Genomic DNA, 17,883 nt, shown 5'->3' with positions numbered 1-17,883 from the left:
CTGACCCCAGCCTCTGCTCTCGGGGTAACTCCAACTAACTGCGCCGCGCTTCCAGGACCCCGCTGACATCCTTGATCACATTCAGCGCCTTCAACAGCTGCGCCGTCGAGCTGATCTCGGCCGTAAAGGTCATGCGGGCCTGGCCCTTGGCGCTTTGGGTGTTGACGCCGATGACGTTGATTTTCTCGCGCGAGAAGATTTCGGAGATGTCGCGCAGCAAGCCCTGGCGGTCGCCGGCGAGAATAAAGATGTCGACCGGATACACGGTGTCGTGCCCGCCCGTGCTGCCCCATTCCGTGAAGATCACGCGCTCGGGCGACTTGGCGCGCATTTCCTCGAAATTCTTGCAGGTGGCGCGGTGGATGGAGACCCCCTTGCCGCGCGTGACGAAACCGACGATGCTGTCCGGCGGCGCCGGCTTGCAGCACTTGGCCAGCACGGTCATGAGGCCTTCCGTGCCCACCACCAGCACGCCGGACTTGGCGCCCTGCTCCACGCTGGAAGCGCGGCTTTTACCGACCAGCACGGCGTCTTCCGGCACCACCACTTCGCCATTGTCGTGCAGCGCCTGCTCCACGTGGCGCAGGCTGAATTCATCCTTGCCCACCGACAGGAACAGCTCGTCGACTTTGGCAAAGCCCAGCTTTTGCGCCAGTGCTTCCAGATTGACGGCCGTCTTGCCCTCGCGCTGCAGCGACTTTTCCACCAGCGCGCGGCCATGGGCCAGGGTTTCCTGCATATCGATCGCGTGGAACCAGGCGCGGATTTTCGAGCGCGTGCGCGTGCTGACGGCGTAGCCGGCGCTGAGCCAGTCGCGCGACGGCCCGGCCGTGCCCGGCGCGCCCTTGGCCGTGATGATTTCGCAGGTCTGGCCGTTCTTCAGCTGCGTATTCAGGGGCACCATGATGCCGTCGACCTTGGCGCCGCGGCAGCGGTGGCCCACGTCCGTGTGCAGGTGATAGGCAAAATCGACGGGCGTGGCGCCCACGGGCAATTCCAGCACGCGCGCCTGCGGCGTCATGACGAAGATGCGGTCGTCCAATGTGGCGGACTTGAGCTTTTCCACCCATTCGCGCTGGATTTCTTCCTGGCCCACGACGGCGTCTGCCACCTCCGTTTTCCAGGCCAGCAACTGGCGCAGCCAGGCGATCTTTTCGTCGTACTTCTGGCCGGCAAAATTCGAGCCGCCCTCTTCCTTGTAGCGCCAGTGCGCGGCCACGCCGTATTCGGCAAAGCTGTGCATTTCATTCGTGCGGATTTGCACTTCCAGCGGGCGGCCATCCTCGGCCGTCACCACCGTGTGCAGCGACTGGTAACCATTCGGTTTCGGGCGCGAAATGTAATCGTCGAATTCCTTCGGGATGGGGGTCCAGATATTGTGGACCACGCCCAGCACCGTGTAGCAGGTTTTCACGTCGGCAACGATGACGCGGAAGGCGCGCACGTCGTACAGGGCCGTAAAATCGAGCTCCTTGCCGCGCATCTTGTTCCAGATGCTGTAAATGTGTTTCGGGCGGCCAAATACTTCCGCCTGGATACCGGCCGAAGCCAGTTCCGTCTGCAGGCGCAAAATCGCCGAGGACACGAAGCCCTCGCGCATCATGCGCTTTTCTTCCAGCATCTTGGCGATGCGTTTATACGCTTCCGGTTCGATGAAGCGGAACGACAAGTCTTCCAGTTCCCACTTCAGCTGCCAGATGCCGAGGCGGTTGGCCAGCGGCGCGTACAGATCCAGGGTTTCCTTGCCGTATTCGCGCGTCATTTCGTTGAACAGCTTTAAATCGGCAAAGTAACGCAAGGTCGTCACGCAGGCGGCCAGGCGCACCAGCACGACACGCATGTCGGAAGCCATCGCCAGCAACATCTTGCGCAAGGTTTCCACCTGGGCCACGGCTTGCTGCGCCGCATTCTTGCCGCGCCCGCCAGCGCTGCCGTGCTGCGCCTGGGTCAGCGCGCGCAAGCGGATCAGCTGGCGCACGCCGGTGGCCAGGTCGCACACCTGCTTGCCGAAACGCGGTTCGATGTCGGCCGCCGTATCGGGTTCCAGCAAAGTCAGCTCGAACATCAGGCCGGCGATGCGCGTTTCCGCATCGCTGCGCAGGAAAGCCAGGGTGGTGGCCACGCCAATGGCGAACTCCAGCGCGGAGCGGCCGGCAAAGGTCTGCTTGTCGCCATACGCTTCGGTGGCATACGCGAGCGCGTCCAGCACGCGCGCGCAGTCCGGCGCACTCAAGCCCTCTACCAGTTGTTCCGATGTGGCGCTATTCGGGGCCGAGATGGAAACCATGTATTACCTTTAAACTTGATGACTGAACAACTTGAAAACTTAACGTTCCGCAGCGATGACGACGATTTCAACCAGGCATGCCGGATTGGCCAGTTTCGCTTCCACCGTGGCGCGCGGCGGCGTGTGGCCGGAGGCGACCCAGTCATCCCACACTTCATTCATGCCGGGGAAATCCTTCATGTCGGCGATGTAGATCTGGCACGACAGGATGCAAGTCTTGTCGCTGCCCGCTTCCATCAGCAAACGGTCGACGTGGCCCAGCACTTCGCGCGTCTGGCCGACGATGCCTTGCGTGGTGTCTTCCGCGATCTGGCCCGCCAGGTAGATGGTGTTGTTGTGTATCGCCACTTCGGAGAGGCGTTTGCCTACGTGCAGTCGTGTAATTTCCATGCTTCTTCTTTCGGTTGTTTCAAAATCTGTACAGCGTACTACTTGTGTTACTTGCCCAGCAAAAACTTGCGGGCGATGGCGATCTGGTCGTCGTGGACGAAAGTGGGCGCATGGCCCACGCCGGCGATCTCCACCAGCTCCGCCTTCGGACCGCGACCGAGCATGCGCGTGGCCGTTTCGTGCGACAGCAAATCGGATTCCGAGCCGCGCACCAGCAAGGTGGGGCAGCGCACGGCGTCATATGCGGCCCACAGCATGGCTTCGTCGCTGGCCGCCGATTCCGGCGTGGCCGAGCGGAACGGCATGGCCAGTCCCATATCATAGTGGCGGCGCCAGTGGCCATCCTTATCTTGCCGCAACACATCCACCGCCAGTTTATGCCATTCCGCGTCCGTGTGCGGGCCGAAGCTGGCGGACACGTCGCGCACGAACTTGGCGCCCTGCTCGAACGTCTCGAAACGCAAGTCCTGGCCGATGTAGTCGCCGATACGCTGCAAGGCTTCGGGCGCCAGGGTCGGGCCGATATCGTTCAGCACCAGTTTGCTGATCGGGCTGTGCGGCAGCGATGCCAGGCCCAGGCCGATCAAGCCGCCCATCGACGTGCCGAACCAGTCCACCGTCTGGCGTTCGCCATTGGCCAGCACGCGCGCCAGCAGAGTCACCATGTCGCTCACATATTGCGGCACGCGGTAGAACTGGGGATTGGCCAGCCAGCCCGAGCGCCCGCGCCCCACCACGTCGGGGCAGATCACGCGGTAATCGCTGGCCATGGCGCGCGCCAGGTTGTCGAAGTCGTCCGCCACGCGCGTCACGCCGTGGGCGCAGACGAGCACGTTCGGATTATCGGCAGCGCCCCACTCCTTGTAGGACATGGTATGCAAGCCTGCGGGGGAAATACATTGCACTGACTTGATGCTCGCTTCGATCATGCGATTCCTTATAACACCGGAGCTACGGTTTTGTCCGGCGTCGTTATTTGGTAGTAAAAAACAAAGAAACCGGCGATTTGCCGGTTGCCTCGCGCGCGACGCTACGGCAGTGTAGCGCAGCGCGGGCAATGCTCCAAGCGCGCGGCTGAAATGCTGCGCCGCAGCATAGCACTGGCACATTCGCCCTGGCGCAATACCCGATATAGCGAAAATGCATATCTGCGGTTATCCACAATTGAGCCGGCCTGGCAATGCGCGGATGATCGCAGCATCAACCCGCAAGAGGAGACCACTCGTGAAAAAACCATTCTATAAAATCCTGTATGTACAGGTGCTGTTCGCCATCGTGGCCGGCGTGCTGCTGGGGGTGTTCTACCCTTCCAACGCCGTCGACATGAAACCGCTGGGCGACGGCTTTATCAAACTGATCAAGATGATCATCGCCCCGGTGATCTTCTGTACCGTGGTCTCCGGCATCGCCGGCATGCAGGACGTCAAGAAAATCGGCCGCGTGGGCGGCAAGGCGCTGCTGTACTTTGAAGTGGTCTCCACCTTCGCGCTGGCCATCGGCTTGCTGGTTGCTAACATCCTCAAACCGGGCGCCGGCTTCAACGCCGATCCGGCCCACCTGGACGCCAAGTCGATCGCGCAATACACGCATGCCGAAGGCATGTCGACCATCGACTTCGTGATGAACATCATCCCGAAAACTTTCGTTGACGCCTTCGCCAAGGGCGACATCCTGCAAGTGCTGCTGATCGCCATCCTGTTCGGCTTTTCGCTGTCCCTGCTGGGCGAGCGCGGCCGTCCGGTCACCAAGCTCATCGACGAGCTGTCGCATGCCATCTTCGGCATGGTCAACATCATCATGAAAGTCGCTCCGATCGGCGCGTTCGGCGCGATGGCCTTTACCATCGGCAAATACGGCCTGGCTTCGCTGATTCCGCTGGCCAAGCTGATGGGTTCGTTCTACCTGACCTGCTTCCTGTTCGTCTTCATCGTGCTGGGCCTGATCGCCAGGTACACGGGCTTCTCGATCGGCCGCTTCTTGCTGTACATCAAGGAAGAACTGCTGATCGTGCTCGGTACCAGCTCGTCGGAATCGGCCCTGCCGGCCCTGATGAAGAAACTCGAGCGCCTGGGCTGCTCCAAGCCAGTCGTCGGCCTGGTCGTGCCTACCGGCTACTCGTTCAACCTGGACGGCACCAACATCTACATGACCATGGCCGCCCTGTTCGTGGCACAGGCCACCAACACGGAACTGACCATCTGGCAAGAGCTCACCATCCTGGGCGTGGCGATGCTGACCTCGAAAGGCGCGTCCGGCATCACGGGCGCCGGTTTCATCACCCTGGCCGCGACCCTGGCCGTGGTGCCGACGATCCCCGTGGCCGGCATGGCGCTGATCCTGGGCATCGACCGCTTCATGAGCGAATGCCGCGCGCTGACGAATTTCGTCGGCAACGGCGTGGCCACCATCGTCGTGTCGAAATGGGAAAAAGAACTGGACATGGACAAGCTGCATAGCGAGCTGGCCCATCCCACCCACCCGACCGAAGACGCGTATGTCGCGCCAGCAGTGAATATCGTCAAGTAAGCCGTACCTCCATTGCAAAGCCCCGCAGAGCGATCTGCGGGGCTTTTTTCATTGTGCGTGCGCTGCTCGAATCATCATCAAACAGTAAATCATGCATCAATATTTATCACGATGATCAATGAATGAAAAACCATTACAGTACTGTCTATTGTTCGCCGCCAGGCTCCCGCATAATGACATTGCGTTAATGCAAGCCTGACACCGAACCATCCACCTTTGAATGGAGTACGCCATGTCCCTCTCGCCCGCCTTCTACACCACCTGGCCCCCACGCCTGCTCGGCTTGCTGCGCATCATCCTCGGCTTCCTTTTCCTGCAGCATGGCACGGCCAAGCTGTTCGGCGCGCCGCACGTGGCCATGTTCGACGGCTTGCAACTGTTTTCCCTGATGGGCGCGGCCGGCGTCATCGAGCTGGTGGGCGGCAGCTTGCTGCTGGTGGGCCTGTTCACGCGCCCCGTCGCCTTCATCCTGTCGGGCCAGATGGCAGCCGCCTATTTCATCGCGCATGCGCCTGCCGGCTTTTTACCGATCCTGAACGGCGGCGAAATGGCCGTGATGTACTGCTTCACCTTCCTGTACTTCGCAGTTGCAGGCGCTGGCGCCTACAGCTTGGACGGCTTGCGCGGCAAGGCTGGCGCCGCATAAACGACCGGGCTAGCGCGAGCACGTCAAAGGATAGGGCCGTTGCTCGATCACACCCTGCATGCGCAACGGCGCGCTGCCAGCAACGGTCCTCACTTGCAGGGCCGGGGCCTGCATGGCGCCGTCGGGCAATACCCTGTCCTCGCAATGGCTGAACAAATTGGCCGGCCGGTCGCCGATCGACCAATGCGCCAGGCCTAGCGGATCGCCAGCCAGCTGCAACGGCGGGAGCGCATAATCTTGCGCCAGGCCCGTCATCATCCACGCCAGCGACAGGTCGGACAACGACCGTGAATCGGCGTAACCACCACCGATATCGGCATGCGATCCGGGAAACCAGAGTTCGCTGACACTCGTGTAGTCCGCATTAATGGGCGGACACAGCAAGATGGGATGGAAGCGGCTGCGCTTTTCATCGCGCGACACGGCGTGCAGGATGCGGCGGATAGGCGGATAGGAATCGGACTTGTAGCGGTCGCCGCCCCTGCCGTCGCTCATTTCCTTGCACACACCGAAGTCCTTGAACAGCGAACCGGGCACGGTATCCCACAGGCCGAGAAATTGGATCTCCACCGGCACCACGGCTACCTTGAAACGTTCGCGCAGTTCTTTACCGGCGATCGGCTCCTGTCCCGGCCGCCACGCCTTCCACGCATCCACATAGGCTTCATCGTTCTTGCGCTTGACCACTTCGAGGATGGCGTTATCGCGCCGAAGCCGTTGTTCGATATCGTCTTCCGACCTGGCCGGCACGCCCGCATAGGCGATCAGGCCAGCCAGTGCGCGGGCCTGGTGGGCGCCACGGCTGAAGCCCAAAATGTAGAGCTTGTCACCGGGGCGAAACGCCTGCGCGATGAAGTCATAGCCGCGCAGGATACGCGGCTCCATGCCTAGGCCGAGGCTGGCGCCCAGCACGGGACTTTCGACGCTGCCCACGCCTTCGATATAGATGGCGCTGGTCTGCGCCTCGTCGGCATGGAGCACCGCATCAAAGACCCGGCGCACATTGGTCCCGGAGGCGCTGTCATTGCGCGTCCCATCCAGAAAGACAAAGATGTTTTTTGCCAGAGCGGGATCGCCCGTAAACACTTTCTCCGTCACCACCGGGTTGACGTGCTCGCCGCCGGCGGCGGCACAGGCCGCCAGCAACGCCGCCAAGCCCGCCGCCAACACACGCCCTGCCATGCGCCTCAGTAGCGGCGATGCGTACCAGTTTGCCTTCATGACTGCTCCGTGTCGTGACTTCGTCTGCCCTGCACCGTTCCAGCATAGGCACACTCCAGGGACAGCATTAGACATGGCGCAGACGTAGTGCGTGCCCGGCGAAAAAAAAGCGGACATCGCTGTCCGCTTTTTTTATGCATGCAACGATCCGTTTATACGGCGGAAACGTCCAGTTCCGCGCCCGTGGCCGCCTGCACCTGCTCCTTGGTCACGCCCGGCGCCAGTTCCACCAGCTTCAAGCCGTTTTCCGTCACGTCGATCACGCCCAGGTCGCTGATGATGACGTCGACCACGCCCACGCCCGTCAGCGGCAAGTCGCATTGTTTCAGCAGCTTGTGCGACGTCGTGCCATCCTTGGCCGTGGCCACGTGTTCCATCAGCACGACGACACGCTTGACGCCGGCGACGAGGTCCATCGCGCCGCCCATGCCCTTGACCATCTTGCCTGGAATCATCCAGTTCGCCAGGTCGCCCTTTTCCGACACTTGCATGGCGCCCAGGATGGCCAGGTTGATCTTGCCACCACGAATCATGCCAAACGAATCGGCCGAGCTGAAGTAGGCGGCGCCGGGCAAGGCCGTCACCGTCTGCTTGCCCGCGTTGATCAGGTCGGCATCGACTTCCGCGTCGGTCGGGAACGGGCCGATGCCCAGCAAACCGTTTTCCGACTGCAGGAATACTTCGATATTGTCCGGCACATAGTTGGCCACCAGGGTCGGCAAACCGATGCCGAGGTTCACATAAAAGCCATCCTGCAATTCCTTTGCCGCGCGCGCGGCCATCTCATCTCTCGTCCAAGCCATAATAATCTCCGTATTCTGTTTTATGCTTCGCTGCGCACAGTGCGCTGCTCGATGCGTTTTTCCGGGTTCGCGTTGACCACGATGCGGTGCACGAAGATGCTCGGCGTGTGGACCTGGTCCGGGTCGATCTCGCCCACTTCGACCAGTTTTTCCACTTCGACGATGGTGATTTTGCCGGCCATGGCCACGTTCGGGTTGAAATTGCGCGCCGTTTTGCGGTAGACCAAATTGCCGGCGCGGTCGGCCATGTAAGCTTTGACCAGCGCCACGTCGGCCACGAGGCTGCGTTCCATCACGTATTGTTCGCCGTCGAATTCGCGGATTTCCTTGCCGTCGGCAACGATGGTGCCCACGCCCGTCTTGGTGAAGAAGGCAGGAATGCCGGCGCCGCCGGCGCGCAGTTTTTCGGCCAGGGTGCCTTGCGGCGTGAATTCCAGTTCCAGTTCGCCTGCCAGGTACTGGCGCGCGAATTCCTTGTTTTCACCCACGTAGGAGGCGATCATTTTCTTGATCTGGCGCGTGGTCAAGAGCTGGCCCAGGCCGAAGCCGTCCACGCCCGCGTTGTTGGAAATGGCCGTCAGGCCCGTCACGCCCGAATCGCGCAAGGCGCCGATCAGGGCTTCGGGAATGCCGCACAGGCCGAAGCCGCCGACGGCGATGGTCTGGCCATCTTGGACGATACCGGCCAGCGCCGAGGCGGCGTCAGGATAAACTTTATTCATGGGTGTCCCTCTATCTTTTGTTAAACTTTGGTCTTGAGTCCATGACTCAGGCAGCGACTCAGCATAAAATACGCGAGTGGAAAGTACAATACCGTAGAACTACCGGCGCCGTGCCGGCAATCCCCCTGTGAGAGTGATACGTATCAGATGAACGCCGCGTCAGCCATCGATTATGAAAGCATCTTCCTGCACGCGCCCGTGGGCATGTGCATGTCGGAAAACCGCATCATGCGCAGCTGCAACGAAGCGCTGGCGGCCATGTTCGGCTATGCGCGCGCCCAGCTGGACGACCAGTCATTCGAAGTACTCTACCCCACGCACGACGAATTCCTGCGCACCGGTGACCGCATCATTCCCATCATGAACGCCAAGGGACGCTATTCGGACGAGCGCATCATGCGCCGCAGTAATGGAGAATTGTTCTGGTGCCACGTCACGGGCCATGCCATGTTGCCGAAGGAACCACTGGGGCCGGGCATCTGGACGTTCGAGGATGTCAGCGAGAAACGTCCCGTGACGGCGGAACTGACCCCGCGCGAGCGCGAAATCGCCGCCCTGCTGGTGGAAGGCAAGACCAGCAAGGTCATCGCCCGCCAGATCGACCTCAGCCCCCGCACGGTGGAAATGCACCGCGCCAAGCTGATGCGCAAGTTCGCCGCATCGACGTCGTCCGAGCTCGTGCACAAGCTGGTGGGACTGCAGCTGCAGCGCTAGAAGGTACTCATGCCACCGTCTGCGGAAATGATCGCGCCGTTGATGAAGTGCGAATCCTCGCCCGCCAGCAGCAGCAGCAGGCCGTCAAGGTCTTCCGGCTTGCCCGGACGCTTGTTCGGCAGCATTTCGATCAGCTTCTTGCCCTGCTCGGTGGCAAAGTAATCTTCATTGATTTCCGTGGAAATGTAGCCGGGGCAGATGGCGTTCGTGTTGATGCCGTATTTGCCCCACTCCACGGCCATGGCGCGCGTCATGTGCACCATGCCCGCCTTGCTCATGCAATACACGCCGATCTGCGGCAGCACCTGCAAGCCCGCCATCGAGGCGATATTGATGATGCGGTGCTGTTTCTTCGGGTCGCCCTTGGCGCGCGCGATCATGCGCTTGGCCGTTTGCTGGGCCACGAAGAACGAACCGCGCAGATTGGTGTCCATCACGAACGAGTAATCTTCGGGCGTGACGTCGACCAGGCGTTGCGTGGTGGAGACACCTGAATTGTTGACGAGGATATCGATGGGACCCGCTTCCGTTTCCGCATGCGCGATGGCCGACTTGATGCTGGCGAAGTCGGTCACGTCGAGCGACACCACGTGCGCGGCGCCGCCGTCCGCTTCGATTTCGGCGCGCAATTCCTTCAGGCGTTCGGTGCGGCGCGACGCCAGCACGACCTGTGCGCCGGCCTGGGCCAGCACTTTTGCAAAGCGCGCGCCGAGGCCGCTCGATGCGCCGGTAATCAGGGCAATCTTGCCCTCGAAATTGACTTCTATGCCCACGAGCTACTCCTGTTTTATTTTAGACAACACTTTGCGCCGTGCCTATGGCAATCGGGCAAATTCCCCCGCAGCGCACTCGAGCAAAAGTAAACGCCATCATTACACAAAATGGCCGGATTTAGATTGCGGCGAGGGGCAATGTCACGCAAAATGGCGCCAAAGTTGCAATCCTCGTCAAAAACAAGCACACTCGTGCTTAAATTTCCCCGATGATGCTTTATTCCCTATCCTTGCTACCTAATTGAGTGACTATAAATCGAGACCATGACACAGCCTAATAACTTAGTTGAACAGTACGGACCGCGCGAAACCATGGAATATGACGTGGTGATCGTCGGCGGTGGCCCCGCAGGCTTGGCCGCGGCGATCCGCCTGAAGCAGCTGGCCTTCGATAAGAGCCAGGAAGTGTCCGTCTGCGTGCTGGAAAAAGGCGGCGAACTGGGCGCGCATATCCTGTCGGGCGCCATCATGGACCCGAAAGCGCTGACCGAACTGATTCCGAACTGGAAAGAACTGGGCGCGCCCCTGAACACGGAAGTGACGGAAGACCGCATCCTGTTCCTGACCGAAACGAAAGCGTATAAAACGCCAGGCTTCGCCGTGCCGGCCTGCTTTGAAAACCACGGCAACTACATCGTCTCGCTGGGCAATGTGGTGCGCTGGATGGGCCAGCAGGCGGAAAACCTGGGCGTGGAAATCTTCCCGGGCTTCCCTGCCGCGGAAATCCTCTACAACGACGACGGCTCCGTCAAAGGCGTAGCGACCGGCAACATGGGCGTCAAGCGCGACGGCGAACCGGGTCCCGACTTCCAGCTGGGCATGGAATTGCACGCCAAGTACACGCTGTTCGCCGAAGGCGCGCGCGGCCACCTGGGCAAGCAATTGATGGCCAAGTATGACTTGAACGCCGGCAAGGACCCGCAATCGTACGGCATCGGCATCAAGGAATTGTGGGAAATCGACCCGGCCCAGCACAAGCCGGGCCTGGTGATCCACTCGAGCGGCTGGCCGCTGGACACGAAAACCTACGGCGGCTCCTTCCTGTACCACCTGGAAAACAACCAGGTGATGGTCGGCTACGTGGTGGGCTTGAACTACGAAAACCCGTATTTGTCGCCGTACGAGGAATTCCAGCGCTACAAGACGCATCCGGAAATCCGCAAGTTCTTCGAAGGCGGCAAGCGCATTTCCTACGGCGCGCGCGCGATCGCGGCCGGCGGCCTGCAATCGTTGCCGAAACTGGTGTTTGCCGGCGGCGCGCTGATCGGCTGCGATGCGGGCTTTTTGAACATGAGCCGCATCAAGGGCAGCCACGCGGCCATCAAGAGCGGCATGCTGGCGGCGGACGCGGCCTTCGGCGCGCTGGGCGAACAGCGCCAGCACGATGAACTGACGAGCTACCCTGTCGCCTTTGAAAAATCCTGGCTGCATGAAGAACTGCACGTGGCGCGCAACGTCAAGCCATGGCTGTCAAAAGGTTTGTACCTGGGCAGCCTGATGACGGGCATCGACCAGCTGATCTTCCGCGGCAAGGCGCCATGGACCCTGCACCACTCGCATGGCGACCATGAATGTCTGAAACCGGCGGCCCAGTCGAAAAAGATCGTGTATCCGAAACCCGATGGCAAGCTGACCTTCGACAAGATGTCGTCCGTGTTCATCTCGAACACGAACCACGCGGAAGACCAGCCTATCCACCTGACGTTGAAGAACGCCAGCGTGCCCGTCGACGTCAACCTGGCCACGTATGCGGGTCCGGAAGCCCGTTACTGTCCCGCCGGCGTGTACGAGTTCGTGAGGAACGACGATGGCGCCGAACGCCTGCAGATCAATGCGCAAAACTGCGTGCACTGCAAGACCTGCGACATCAAGGATCCGACGCAGAACATCGTGTGGGTGACACCGGAAGGCGGCGGCGGGCCGAACTATCCGAACATGTAAGCACGTCGCCCGGCATGCCGCCGCAACAGCGCTACCGCAGCCGGTAGCGCTGCCCCGCTGCGGCTGCCGTGGGCTTACAGATACTTGTCGCCGGCCAGGCGGCCGCGTATCGTTTTTGCCGGCGTGCCATAACTGACGCACAGATCGGCCACGGGCCGCGTCACCACGGCACCGGCGCCAATCACGCAGTGACTGCCTATGCGCATGCGCTGCAGCAGCAAGGCGCCCATGCCCAGGGCGCTGCACGTGCCGATGAAGCAGCCGCCGCCCGTCGCAGCGGCAGGCGCCAGGCTGGAAAATGCTTCCATCACGGAATCGTGATCGAGCGAGGCGCGCGTGTTGACGATACAACCGTGCCCGACCTCGCAACCGGGATTGATCACCGCCCCCGCCATCACCACGCTGCCCGCGCCGATACGCACGGCCCTGGCGACGCTTGCCTGCGGATGCACGGCGCTGACGAAGGGCAATTGCGGGCACAATGCCGCCACGCGGGCGGTCACGCTCGACCGCACGAAGTTGTCGCCGATGGCCACCAGCACTCCTGCCACGGCCAACTGCTCCACCAGGACCGGCAGATCGGACTCGGCGCCCAGGACGCGATAGCCCGAGGTTTCCTCGCCGACCGTCCGGAACGCATCGATCAAGCCGGCGATACGAAAGCGCCCCTGCCGTTCGACGACGTCGATGACGACCTTCGCGTGGCCGGATGAGCCAATGATTAAAATGTTTTGCATATCTGAGCTGAAAAGTGAACGATACCGGGCAGCGGCCATCCCGCAAGGACGGCGCCAATCCCAGCCATCATACCAGCAGCCCGGTGCTAGATATCCCGCCCAGCCGGCGGCAAGGTTTTTAAAACAGCCACTTTTCCCCACGCTTTGACAAGCCAGCAACACCAAGTTTGCATTGCGACAGCATTCCTGGATAAATTCCACATGGAAAGTTTCTCAGAAGCACTTCCAACAGTTACAATTCCCTCTGCTAACTATTTCCCCTTCCGCCCGCCATGAACGCAAACGCCCTCCCCGCAGTGCCCCTCGACGCCGAATTGCAGCAGGCAATCACCGAACACCAGGCTGGCCGTTATGCCGAGGCGGAAGAACTTTACCTGGCGATTTTGCAGGCGCAGCCGTATCACGCCATCGCCAACCACAATATGGGCTTGCTGGCGGGACAGGTCGGGCAATACCAGGCAGGCTTGCCGTATCTGCACAAGGCGCTGTCGGTGAACCCCGACGAAGGCCAGTTCTGGCTGTCGTATGCGGATGGCTTGCTCAAGGCGGGCGAACGCGAACAGGCGCTGGAGATCGTCACGGCGGCCATCGTGCGCGGTCTCGACAACGAACAGTCGCAAGGCTTGCGCAGCCGCATCGAAACGGCGATCGCCAGCACGCCGACAGCGCAGGAAACGCAGCACGTCATTGCGCTGTATCAAGCCGGCCACCATGCCGAACTGGAAGCGGCCAGCCACGCCCTGACGCAGCGCTATCCCGATTCCGATTTTGCCTGGAGCGTGCTGGGCACCGCCCTGCAATTGCAGGGCAAGGATGCGTTCGAGGCTCTGCAAAAAACCGCGCAATTGGCGCCCACGGATGCCGAAGCGCATGGCAACCTGGGCACCGCATGGCAGGAACGGGGCATGTACGACCAGGCGATCGACAGCTATACCCGGGCGCTGGAGCTGAATCCGGACTTTGTCGAGGCGCATGGCAACCTGGCGGCGGCCCTGCAGGCGCAAGGCAAGCTGGAGCAGGCCGAACAGGCATACCGGCAAGCGCTCGCGCTGCGTCCCGATTACGCCAAGGGCCATTTCAATCTCGGCAATACACTGCAAGCGATGCGGCGCAGCGCCGAAGCCGTCGCGTGCTATCAACGCGCACTGGCCCTGCTGCCGGGCGATGCTGACATCTATCTGAATCTGGGCAACGCCCAGCAGGACTTGCAGCAATGGCAAGCGGCCATCGTCAGCTACCGGGCCGTGCTGCAACTGGCGCCCCACACCACGGCGGCGCACGCCAATCTGGCCGCGGCACTGCATGAGGCCGAAGACTACGCGGGTGCCGTGGCCAGCTACCGCCGCGCCATCGAATTGCATCCCGACGACGCCAAGCTGCACAACAACCTGGGACGCGCCCTCCAGTCGCTGGAGCGGCCAGACGAAGCCATCGCCGCGTATGAACAGGCGATCGCGCTCGATGGCGACTTCACCCAGGCGCTGAGCAATCTGGGATTGCTTCAATGCAAACAAAAGAATTACACGGCGGCCATCGAGCACTGCGCAACAGTGCTGCGCCTGCGGCCGGACGACGCGCAAGCCTGCGGCCAGCTCGCCATCGCCTACGGCGCCGCCGAAGACCGCGACAATGCCCTGAAATATTTCCAGCAAGCCATCGACCTGGCTCCCGGCAACGCCGCGAACCACAGGCAACTGGCCGATTACTACAGCACCATCAAGCGCTATCCGCTCGCGGTGGAGGCATACCGCCGTACCCTGGAACTTGATTCCGACGATAGCGAAACGCATAACCACCTGGGCGTCGCCCTGCAAGAACTGGAGCAATACGACGCAGCCACCGCCGCCTATGAGCGCGCACTGGAACTGGAACCGAAAAACATCTCGGCGCTGTGCAACCTGGGCTCGACGCGCCAGGCGCAGAAACAATTGGAACACGCAAAGCAGACGTATCTGGCCGCGCTCGCTATCGACCCCGCATTCGAGCGCGCTCACTTTGCGCTCGGCAATTGCTACGTGCTCATGAATGAGCCGCTGCTGGCGCTCGATTGCTACCACAAGACACTGGAAATCAATCCCGACTATCGTGACGCCTACGTCAATATCAGCGCCACTTTCAGCAATATCGGCAGGATAGAAGAAGCGATTGAAACCTGCCGCAAGGGCCTGGCCGTCTGCCCGCTGTGGGAAACCCTGTTCAGCAACTACCTGTTCCTGTTGTCGCATAGCACGGAGATCGATCCCCAGGCGCTCTTTGCCGAACATCAGCGCTTCAGCGACACCTTTGAAACGCATATCGCCAAAGGACGCGGAGAGCACAGCAACAGCCGCGACCCGCTGCGCACCTTGAAAGTCGGCTTCGTGTCGGGCGACCTGCACAACCATCCGGTGCCGCACTTCCTCATTCCGATACTGGAAAATATCGCCGATGACGCCCAGTTGTCGCTGTATGCCTACCACAACAATCCGCAAAACGACGATATCACGGAGCGCCTGCGGGAGGTCATTCCCCACTGGCGCCAGGTGGAACACCTGTCCGATCCTGACCTGGGCCAGCTGATCCGCGACGATGGCATCGACATCCTGATCGATTTGTCCGGCCACACGGGCAAGAACCGGCTGCTCATGTTTGCCGCCAAGCCCGCCCCTGTCCAGGCCAGCTGGATCGGCTATCCGCTCACGACGGGACTGCAATCGATCGATTACTATCTGGGCGATCAGCACTTCACGCCACCGGACGAATTGGGCGACCAATTCTCCGAGAAACTGCTGCTGCTGCCCGCCTGCGTGCCCTTCCTGCCGTCCAAGCTGGCGCCCGGCGTCCAGCCCGCGCCTGTATTGACAAATGGCTACATCACGTTTGGCAGCTTCAACCGCACCAATAAAATCAATCGCCAGGTCATCGCGCGCTGGGCCAGGGTGCTGCGCGCCGTCCCCGACTCCAAAATGATCGTGGCGGCCATGCCGAAATCGGAAGCGCCGCCGCAGCTGGCGGCCTGGTTCGCGGAAGAAGGCATTGCGCCGGAGCGCCTGACCTTCGAAGGACGCACGGGCATGGCGCAATTCATGGCCATCCATCACCGCATCGACGTGTGCCTCGATGCCTTCCCGTATTGCGGCAGCACGACGACCCTGCATGCGCTGTGGATGGGCGTGCCCACGCTGACGACGGCAGGCCCCACCATGCCTAGCCGCGCCGGCAACATGATCTTGCGCCAGGTCGAACTCGATGACTTTATCGCCACCGACGAAGAGGATCTGGTCCGCAAGAGCGTGGCCATGGCTGCCAATCCGATGTTGCTGGGCGCCTACCGCTTCAGCATGCGGCACCGCCTGGAACGTTCCGTCCTGGGCAAACCCAAGCTGATCACGGAAGGGCTGGAAAATGGCTTGCGCATCATCTGGCAACGCTGGTGCGAAGGCTTGCCGCCTGTCTCGTTCGAAGCACCCGTGGCCGTACCCAACCCGCCGATCGGATTATGATGATGAGCGCGCAAAAAAAACAAACCCGTGCATGTCACCCAGCCCCTGCCGCCGCCGCTGGGGGATTGCCTGCCGTATCTGGAAACGATCTTGAGCAACAAGAAGTAATACGGAACATCGCCTGATGCAAATTTCCACCGAAACCAATTTTTCCGGCGTGGCCGAAAACCATCCCTGGTCAGCCCAATTCACGGTACTGGGCTACGCGGATGGCGCCATCAGCACCCTGCCCCATCAATTTTTCCGCAACTGGCTGGACCAGGAACCGGAGGGCGGCCACTTCTACATCGGGCGCGGCTCCTGTTTCGGCGTCGGTTCGCTGGTGAAATATGACAGCGGACAGCAAAGCCTGTGCGTCGGACGCTATGTGGCCGGCGGCTCGCGCCTGAGTTTCATCCTCAATGGCCAGCATGAAATGCGCACGGTCTCGACGTACATGCTGTCGATCCTCGGCGGCGGATTGAAAAATGCGCCACCGCCACAGTATGCCGACACGGTGATCAAGAACGATGTCTGGATCGGCGACGAAGTGATGGTGCTGGGCGGCAGCGTGATCGAAAACGGCTGCGTCATCGGCGCCCGCTCGCTGCTGCCACCGAATTTCCGCTCGGAACCCTATGGCATTTATGCGGGCTCGCCGGCGCGCCTGATCCGCCACCGCTTCACGGAAAAAGTCCGTGCCGCCCTGCTGGAACTGGCCTGGTGGGAAATGCCGCTGGAATGGGTACGCAACAATAACGCCATGTTCATGGAAGACCTGTGCGCCGACGAAGCGAAGGCATTGCTCGTCATCGACATCCTGAAAAGCAGCCGCCGGCAATGGGAAGCGGAACACGGCGGCGTGACGGACTGAGCACTCCGAAGCCTTGCCATTCAGGCAATGAAAAATATATTTCCATACGGCATTTAATAAAGTGGGAGCGATGGTCGTCTTGTACTGGTAGGAGCAGATAAACCGTCGCTCCTCACCGTAACCACCCAATTAGGAATGACACCATGCTGAGCCTTCACACCAACGCTGCCTCCCTGTCGGCACAAAATTCGATCTCGAATACCCAATCCAAACTGTCGACTTCGATGACGCGCCTGAGCACCGGCTTCCGCATCAACTCGGCCATGGACGACGCTGCCGGCCTGCAAATCGCAACCCGCCTGAAAGCACAAACCAGCGGCATGACCGTTGCGATGAACAACACGCAAAACAGCACCTCGCTGCTGCAAACGGCTGAAGGCGCGTTCGCCGAAGTCACCAACATGCTGGTGCGCATGAAGGATCTGGCAACCCAGGCAGCCGACGCTTCGTCGACCAGCAACGACAAGATCGCCATGCAAGCCGAGTACAACGCACTGGGCCAAGAGCTGTACAACGTCATGACCAACACCACGTTCGGCGGCACCAAGCTGCTGGGCAAAGGTAGCGCCGCTGCCGACGGTACGCTGTCGACGTCGATGACGTTCCAGATCGGTGCAAGCTCGACCGAAAAAATGACTTTCGACGTATCGGGCAACCTGTCGACCTTGAACACCGCCCTGAGCGGCCTGAGCGCGAACTTCTCGAGCGGCGCATCGACCGGCGCAACGGAACTGACCGCTACCGCCAACGCCACCATCGGCCTGCTGGCTACCGCCATCGACAGCGTC

15 protein-coding genes are annotated in these 17,883 nt (G+C 61.1%); 7 read left to right on the top strand and 8 right to left on the bottom strand.

What is annotated here, in order from left to right:
- Positions 1 to 34 precede the first annotated feature (34 nt).
- From IGS55_RS00550 to IGS55_RS00540, 3 genes are read right to left on the bottom strand one after another with little or no spacing between them, the layout of a single operon-like run.
- Positions 35 to 2,287 carry a RelA/SpoT family protein gene (locus tag IGS55_RS00550; protein ID WP_230518660.1) on the bottom strand — a complete coding sequence of 751 codons (2,253 nt, stop codon included), beginning with the start codon at positions 2,285 to 2,287 and terminating at the stop codon, positions 35 to 37.
- 39 nt (positions 2,288 to 2,326) lie between these two features.
- Positions 2,327 to 2,677 (bottom strand): RidA family protein, encoded by a 351-nt coding sequence (locus IGS55_RS00545; protein WP_034752339.1) that lies wholly within the window; start codon positions 2,675 to 2,677, stop codon positions 2,327 to 2,329.
- Positions 2,678 to 2,724: 47 nt separating this feature from the next.
- The gene (locus tag IGS55_RS00540; RefSeq protein ID WP_219328396.1) at positions 2,725 to 3,606 is read right to left on the bottom strand and encodes an alpha/beta fold hydrolase; all 882 of its coding nucleotides are present in this window, start codon (positions 3,604 to 3,606) and stop codon (positions 2,725 to 2,727) included.
- A 259-nt stretch (positions 3,607 to 3,865) separates the two neighbouring features.
- On the opposite strand from IGS55_RS00540, the gene IGS55_RS00535 reads away from it, so the two are divergent.
- Positions 3,866 to 5,203 carry a dicarboxylate/amino acid:cation symporter gene (locus tag IGS55_RS00535; RefSeq protein ID WP_230518661.1) on the top strand — a complete coding sequence of 446 codons (1,338 nt, stop codon included), beginning with the start codon at positions 3,866 to 3,868 and terminating at the stop codon, positions 5,201 to 5,203.
- 232 nt (positions 5,204 to 5,435) lie between these two features.
- Positions 5,436 to 5,849, top strand: a complete 414-nt coding sequence (locus IGS55_RS00530; protein WP_230518662.1) for a DoxX family protein — start codon at positions 5,436 to 5,438, stop codon at positions 5,847 to 5,849.
- 9 nt (positions 5,850 to 5,858) lie between these two features.
- Here IGS55_RS00530 and IGS55_RS00525 read toward each other — a convergent pair whose 3' ends face one another.
- From IGS55_RS00525 to IGS55_RS00515, 3 genes are all read right to left on the bottom strand, one after another.
- Positions 5,859 to 7,031, bottom strand: coding sequence for a phospholipase effector Tle1 domain-containing protein (locus tag IGS55_RS00525; RefSeq protein WP_230518663.1), 1,173 nt, complete (start codon positions 7,029 to 7,031; stop codon positions 5,859 to 5,861).
- Positions 7,032 to 7,222: 191 nt separating this feature from the next.
- Positions 7,223 to 7,873 carry a CoA transferase subunit B gene (locus tag IGS55_RS00520; RefSeq protein WP_072454554.1) on the bottom strand — a complete coding sequence of 217 codons (651 nt, stop codon included), beginning with the start codon at positions 7,871 to 7,873 and terminating at the stop codon, positions 7,223 to 7,225.
- A gap of 20 nt (positions 7,874 to 7,893) precedes the next feature.
- Entirely contained in the window at positions 7,894 to 8,595 is a 702-nt protein-coding gene (locus IGS55_RS00515; RefSeq protein WP_058048076.1) for a CoA transferase subunit A, read from the bottom strand.
- Positions 8,596 to 8,742: 147 nt separating this feature from the next.
- Here IGS55_RS00515 and IGS55_RS00510 point away from each other — a divergent pair, with 147 nt between their 5' ends.
- A complete protein-coding gene (locus IGS55_RS00510; RefSeq protein ID WP_046684925.1) occupies positions 8,743 to 9,309 on the top strand; it encodes a LuxR C-terminal-related transcriptional regulator in 567 nt (188 codons plus the stop codon).
- Here the strand turns inward: IGS55_RS00510 and IGS55_RS00505 are convergent.
- Entirely contained in the window at positions 9,306 to 10,082 is a 777-nt protein-coding gene (locus IGS55_RS00505) for an SDR family oxidoreductase (RefSeq protein WP_034752351.1), read from the bottom strand. The two genes, IGS55_RS00510 and IGS55_RS00505, sit on opposite strands and share 4 nt — an antisense overlap.
- Before the next feature lie 264 nt (positions 10,083 to 10,346).
- Here IGS55_RS00505 and IGS55_RS00500 point away from each other — a divergent pair, with 264 nt between their 5' ends.
- Positions 10,347 to 12,023, top strand: coding sequence for an electron transfer flavoprotein-ubiquinone oxidoreductase (locus IGS55_RS00500; RefSeq protein ID WP_230518664.1), 1,677 nt, complete (start codon positions 10,347 to 10,349; stop codon positions 12,021 to 12,023).
- Positions 12,024 to 12,097: 74 nt separating this feature from the next.
- Here IGS55_RS00500 and IGS55_RS00495 read toward each other — a convergent pair whose 3' ends face one another.
- Positions 12,098 to 12,760: an acetyltransferase gene (locus tag IGS55_RS00495; RefSeq protein ID WP_230518665.1), complete on the bottom strand. Its 663-nt coding sequence runs from the start codon at positions 12,758 to 12,760 to the stop codon at positions 12,098 to 12,100.
- A 272-nt stretch (positions 12,761 to 13,032) separates the two neighbouring features.
- Here IGS55_RS00495 and IGS55_RS00490 point away from each other — a divergent pair, with 272 nt between their 5' ends.
- The 3 genes from IGS55_RS00490 to IGS55_RS00480 all read left to right on the top strand — a co-directional run.
- Positions 13,033 to 16,242, top strand: coding sequence for a tetratricopeptide repeat protein (locus tag IGS55_RS00490; protein WP_230518666.1), 3,210 nt, complete (start codon positions 13,033 to 13,035; stop codon positions 16,240 to 16,242).
- Positions 16,243 to 16,366: 124 nt separating this feature from the next.
- On the top strand, positions 16,367 to 17,095 hold the full coding sequence (locus IGS55_RS00485) for an acetyltransferase (protein ID WP_230518667.1): 729 nt from the start codon (positions 16,367 to 16,369) through the stop codon (positions 17,093 to 17,095).
- A gap of 143 nt (positions 17,096 to 17,238) precedes the next feature.
- The coding region (locus IGS55_RS00480; RefSeq protein WP_230537121.1) for a flagellin N-terminal helical domain-containing protein at positions 17,239 to 17,883 on the top strand (645 nt) is incomplete at its 3' end.

It is taken from the genome of Janthinobacterium sp. EB271-G4-3-2 (genome assembly GCF_020858035.1).
GTDB classification, from domain to species: Bacteria; Pseudomonadota; Gammaproteobacteria; order Burkholderiales; family Burkholderiaceae_D; genus Janthinobacterium; species Janthinobacterium aestuarii.
This window is presented reverse-complemented; position numbering and strand designations above follow the sequence as displayed.

Excerpts from the sequence above, each read along its gene's own strand:
- IGS55_RS00550 (WP_230518660.1), bottom strand. The coding sequence starts at position 2,287 with ATGGTTTCCATCTCGGCCCCGAATAGCGCCACATCGGAACAACTGGTA.
- IGS55_RS00485 (WP_230518667.1), top strand. The coding sequence starts at position 16,367 with ATGCAAATTTCCACCGAAACCAATTTTTCCGGCGTGGCCGAAAACCAT.
- IGS55_RS00535 (WP_230518661.1), top strand. The coding sequence starts at position 3,866 with ATGATCGCAGCATCAACCCGCAAGAGGAGACCACTCGTGAAAAAACCA.
- IGS55_RS00500 (WP_230518664.1), top strand. The coding sequence starts at position 10,347 with ATGACACAGCCTAATAACTTAGTTGAACAGTACGGACCGCGCGAAACC.
- IGS55_RS00495 (WP_230518665.1), bottom strand. The coding sequence starts at position 12,760 with ATGCAAAACATTTTAATCATTGGCTCATCCGGCCACGCGAAGGTCGTC.
- IGS55_RS00530 (WP_230518662.1), top strand. The coding sequence starts at position 5,436 with ATGTCCCTCTCGCCCGCCTTCTACACCACCTGGCCCCCACGCCTGCTC.
- IGS55_RS00545 (WP_034752339.1), bottom strand. The coding sequence starts at position 2,677 with ATGGAAATTACACGACTGCACGTAGGCAAACGCCTCTCCGAAGTGGCG.
- IGS55_RS00510 (WP_046684925.1), top strand. The coding sequence starts at position 8,743 with ATGAACGCCGCGTCAGCCATCGATTATGAAAGCATCTTCCTGCACGCG.
- IGS55_RS00490 (WP_230518666.1), top strand. The coding sequence starts at position 13,033 with ATGAACGCAAACGCCCTCCCCGCAGTGCCCCTCGACGCCGAATTGCAG.
- IGS55_RS00540 (WP_219328396.1), bottom strand. The coding sequence starts at position 3,606 with ATGATCGAAGCGAGCATCAAGTCAGTGCAATGTATTTCCCCCGCAGGC.
- IGS55_RS00515 (WP_058048076.1), bottom strand. The coding sequence starts at position 8,595 with ATGAATAAAGTTTATCCTGACGCCGCCTCGGCGCTGGCCGGTATCGTC.
- IGS55_RS00525 (WP_230518663.1), bottom strand. The coding sequence starts at position 7,031 with ATGGCAGGGCGTGTGTTGGCGGCGGGCTTGGCGGCGTTGCTGGCGGCC.
- IGS55_RS00520 (WP_072454554.1), bottom strand. The coding sequence starts at position 7,873 with ATGGCTTGGACGAGAGATGAGATGGCCGCGCGCGCGGCAAAGGAATTG.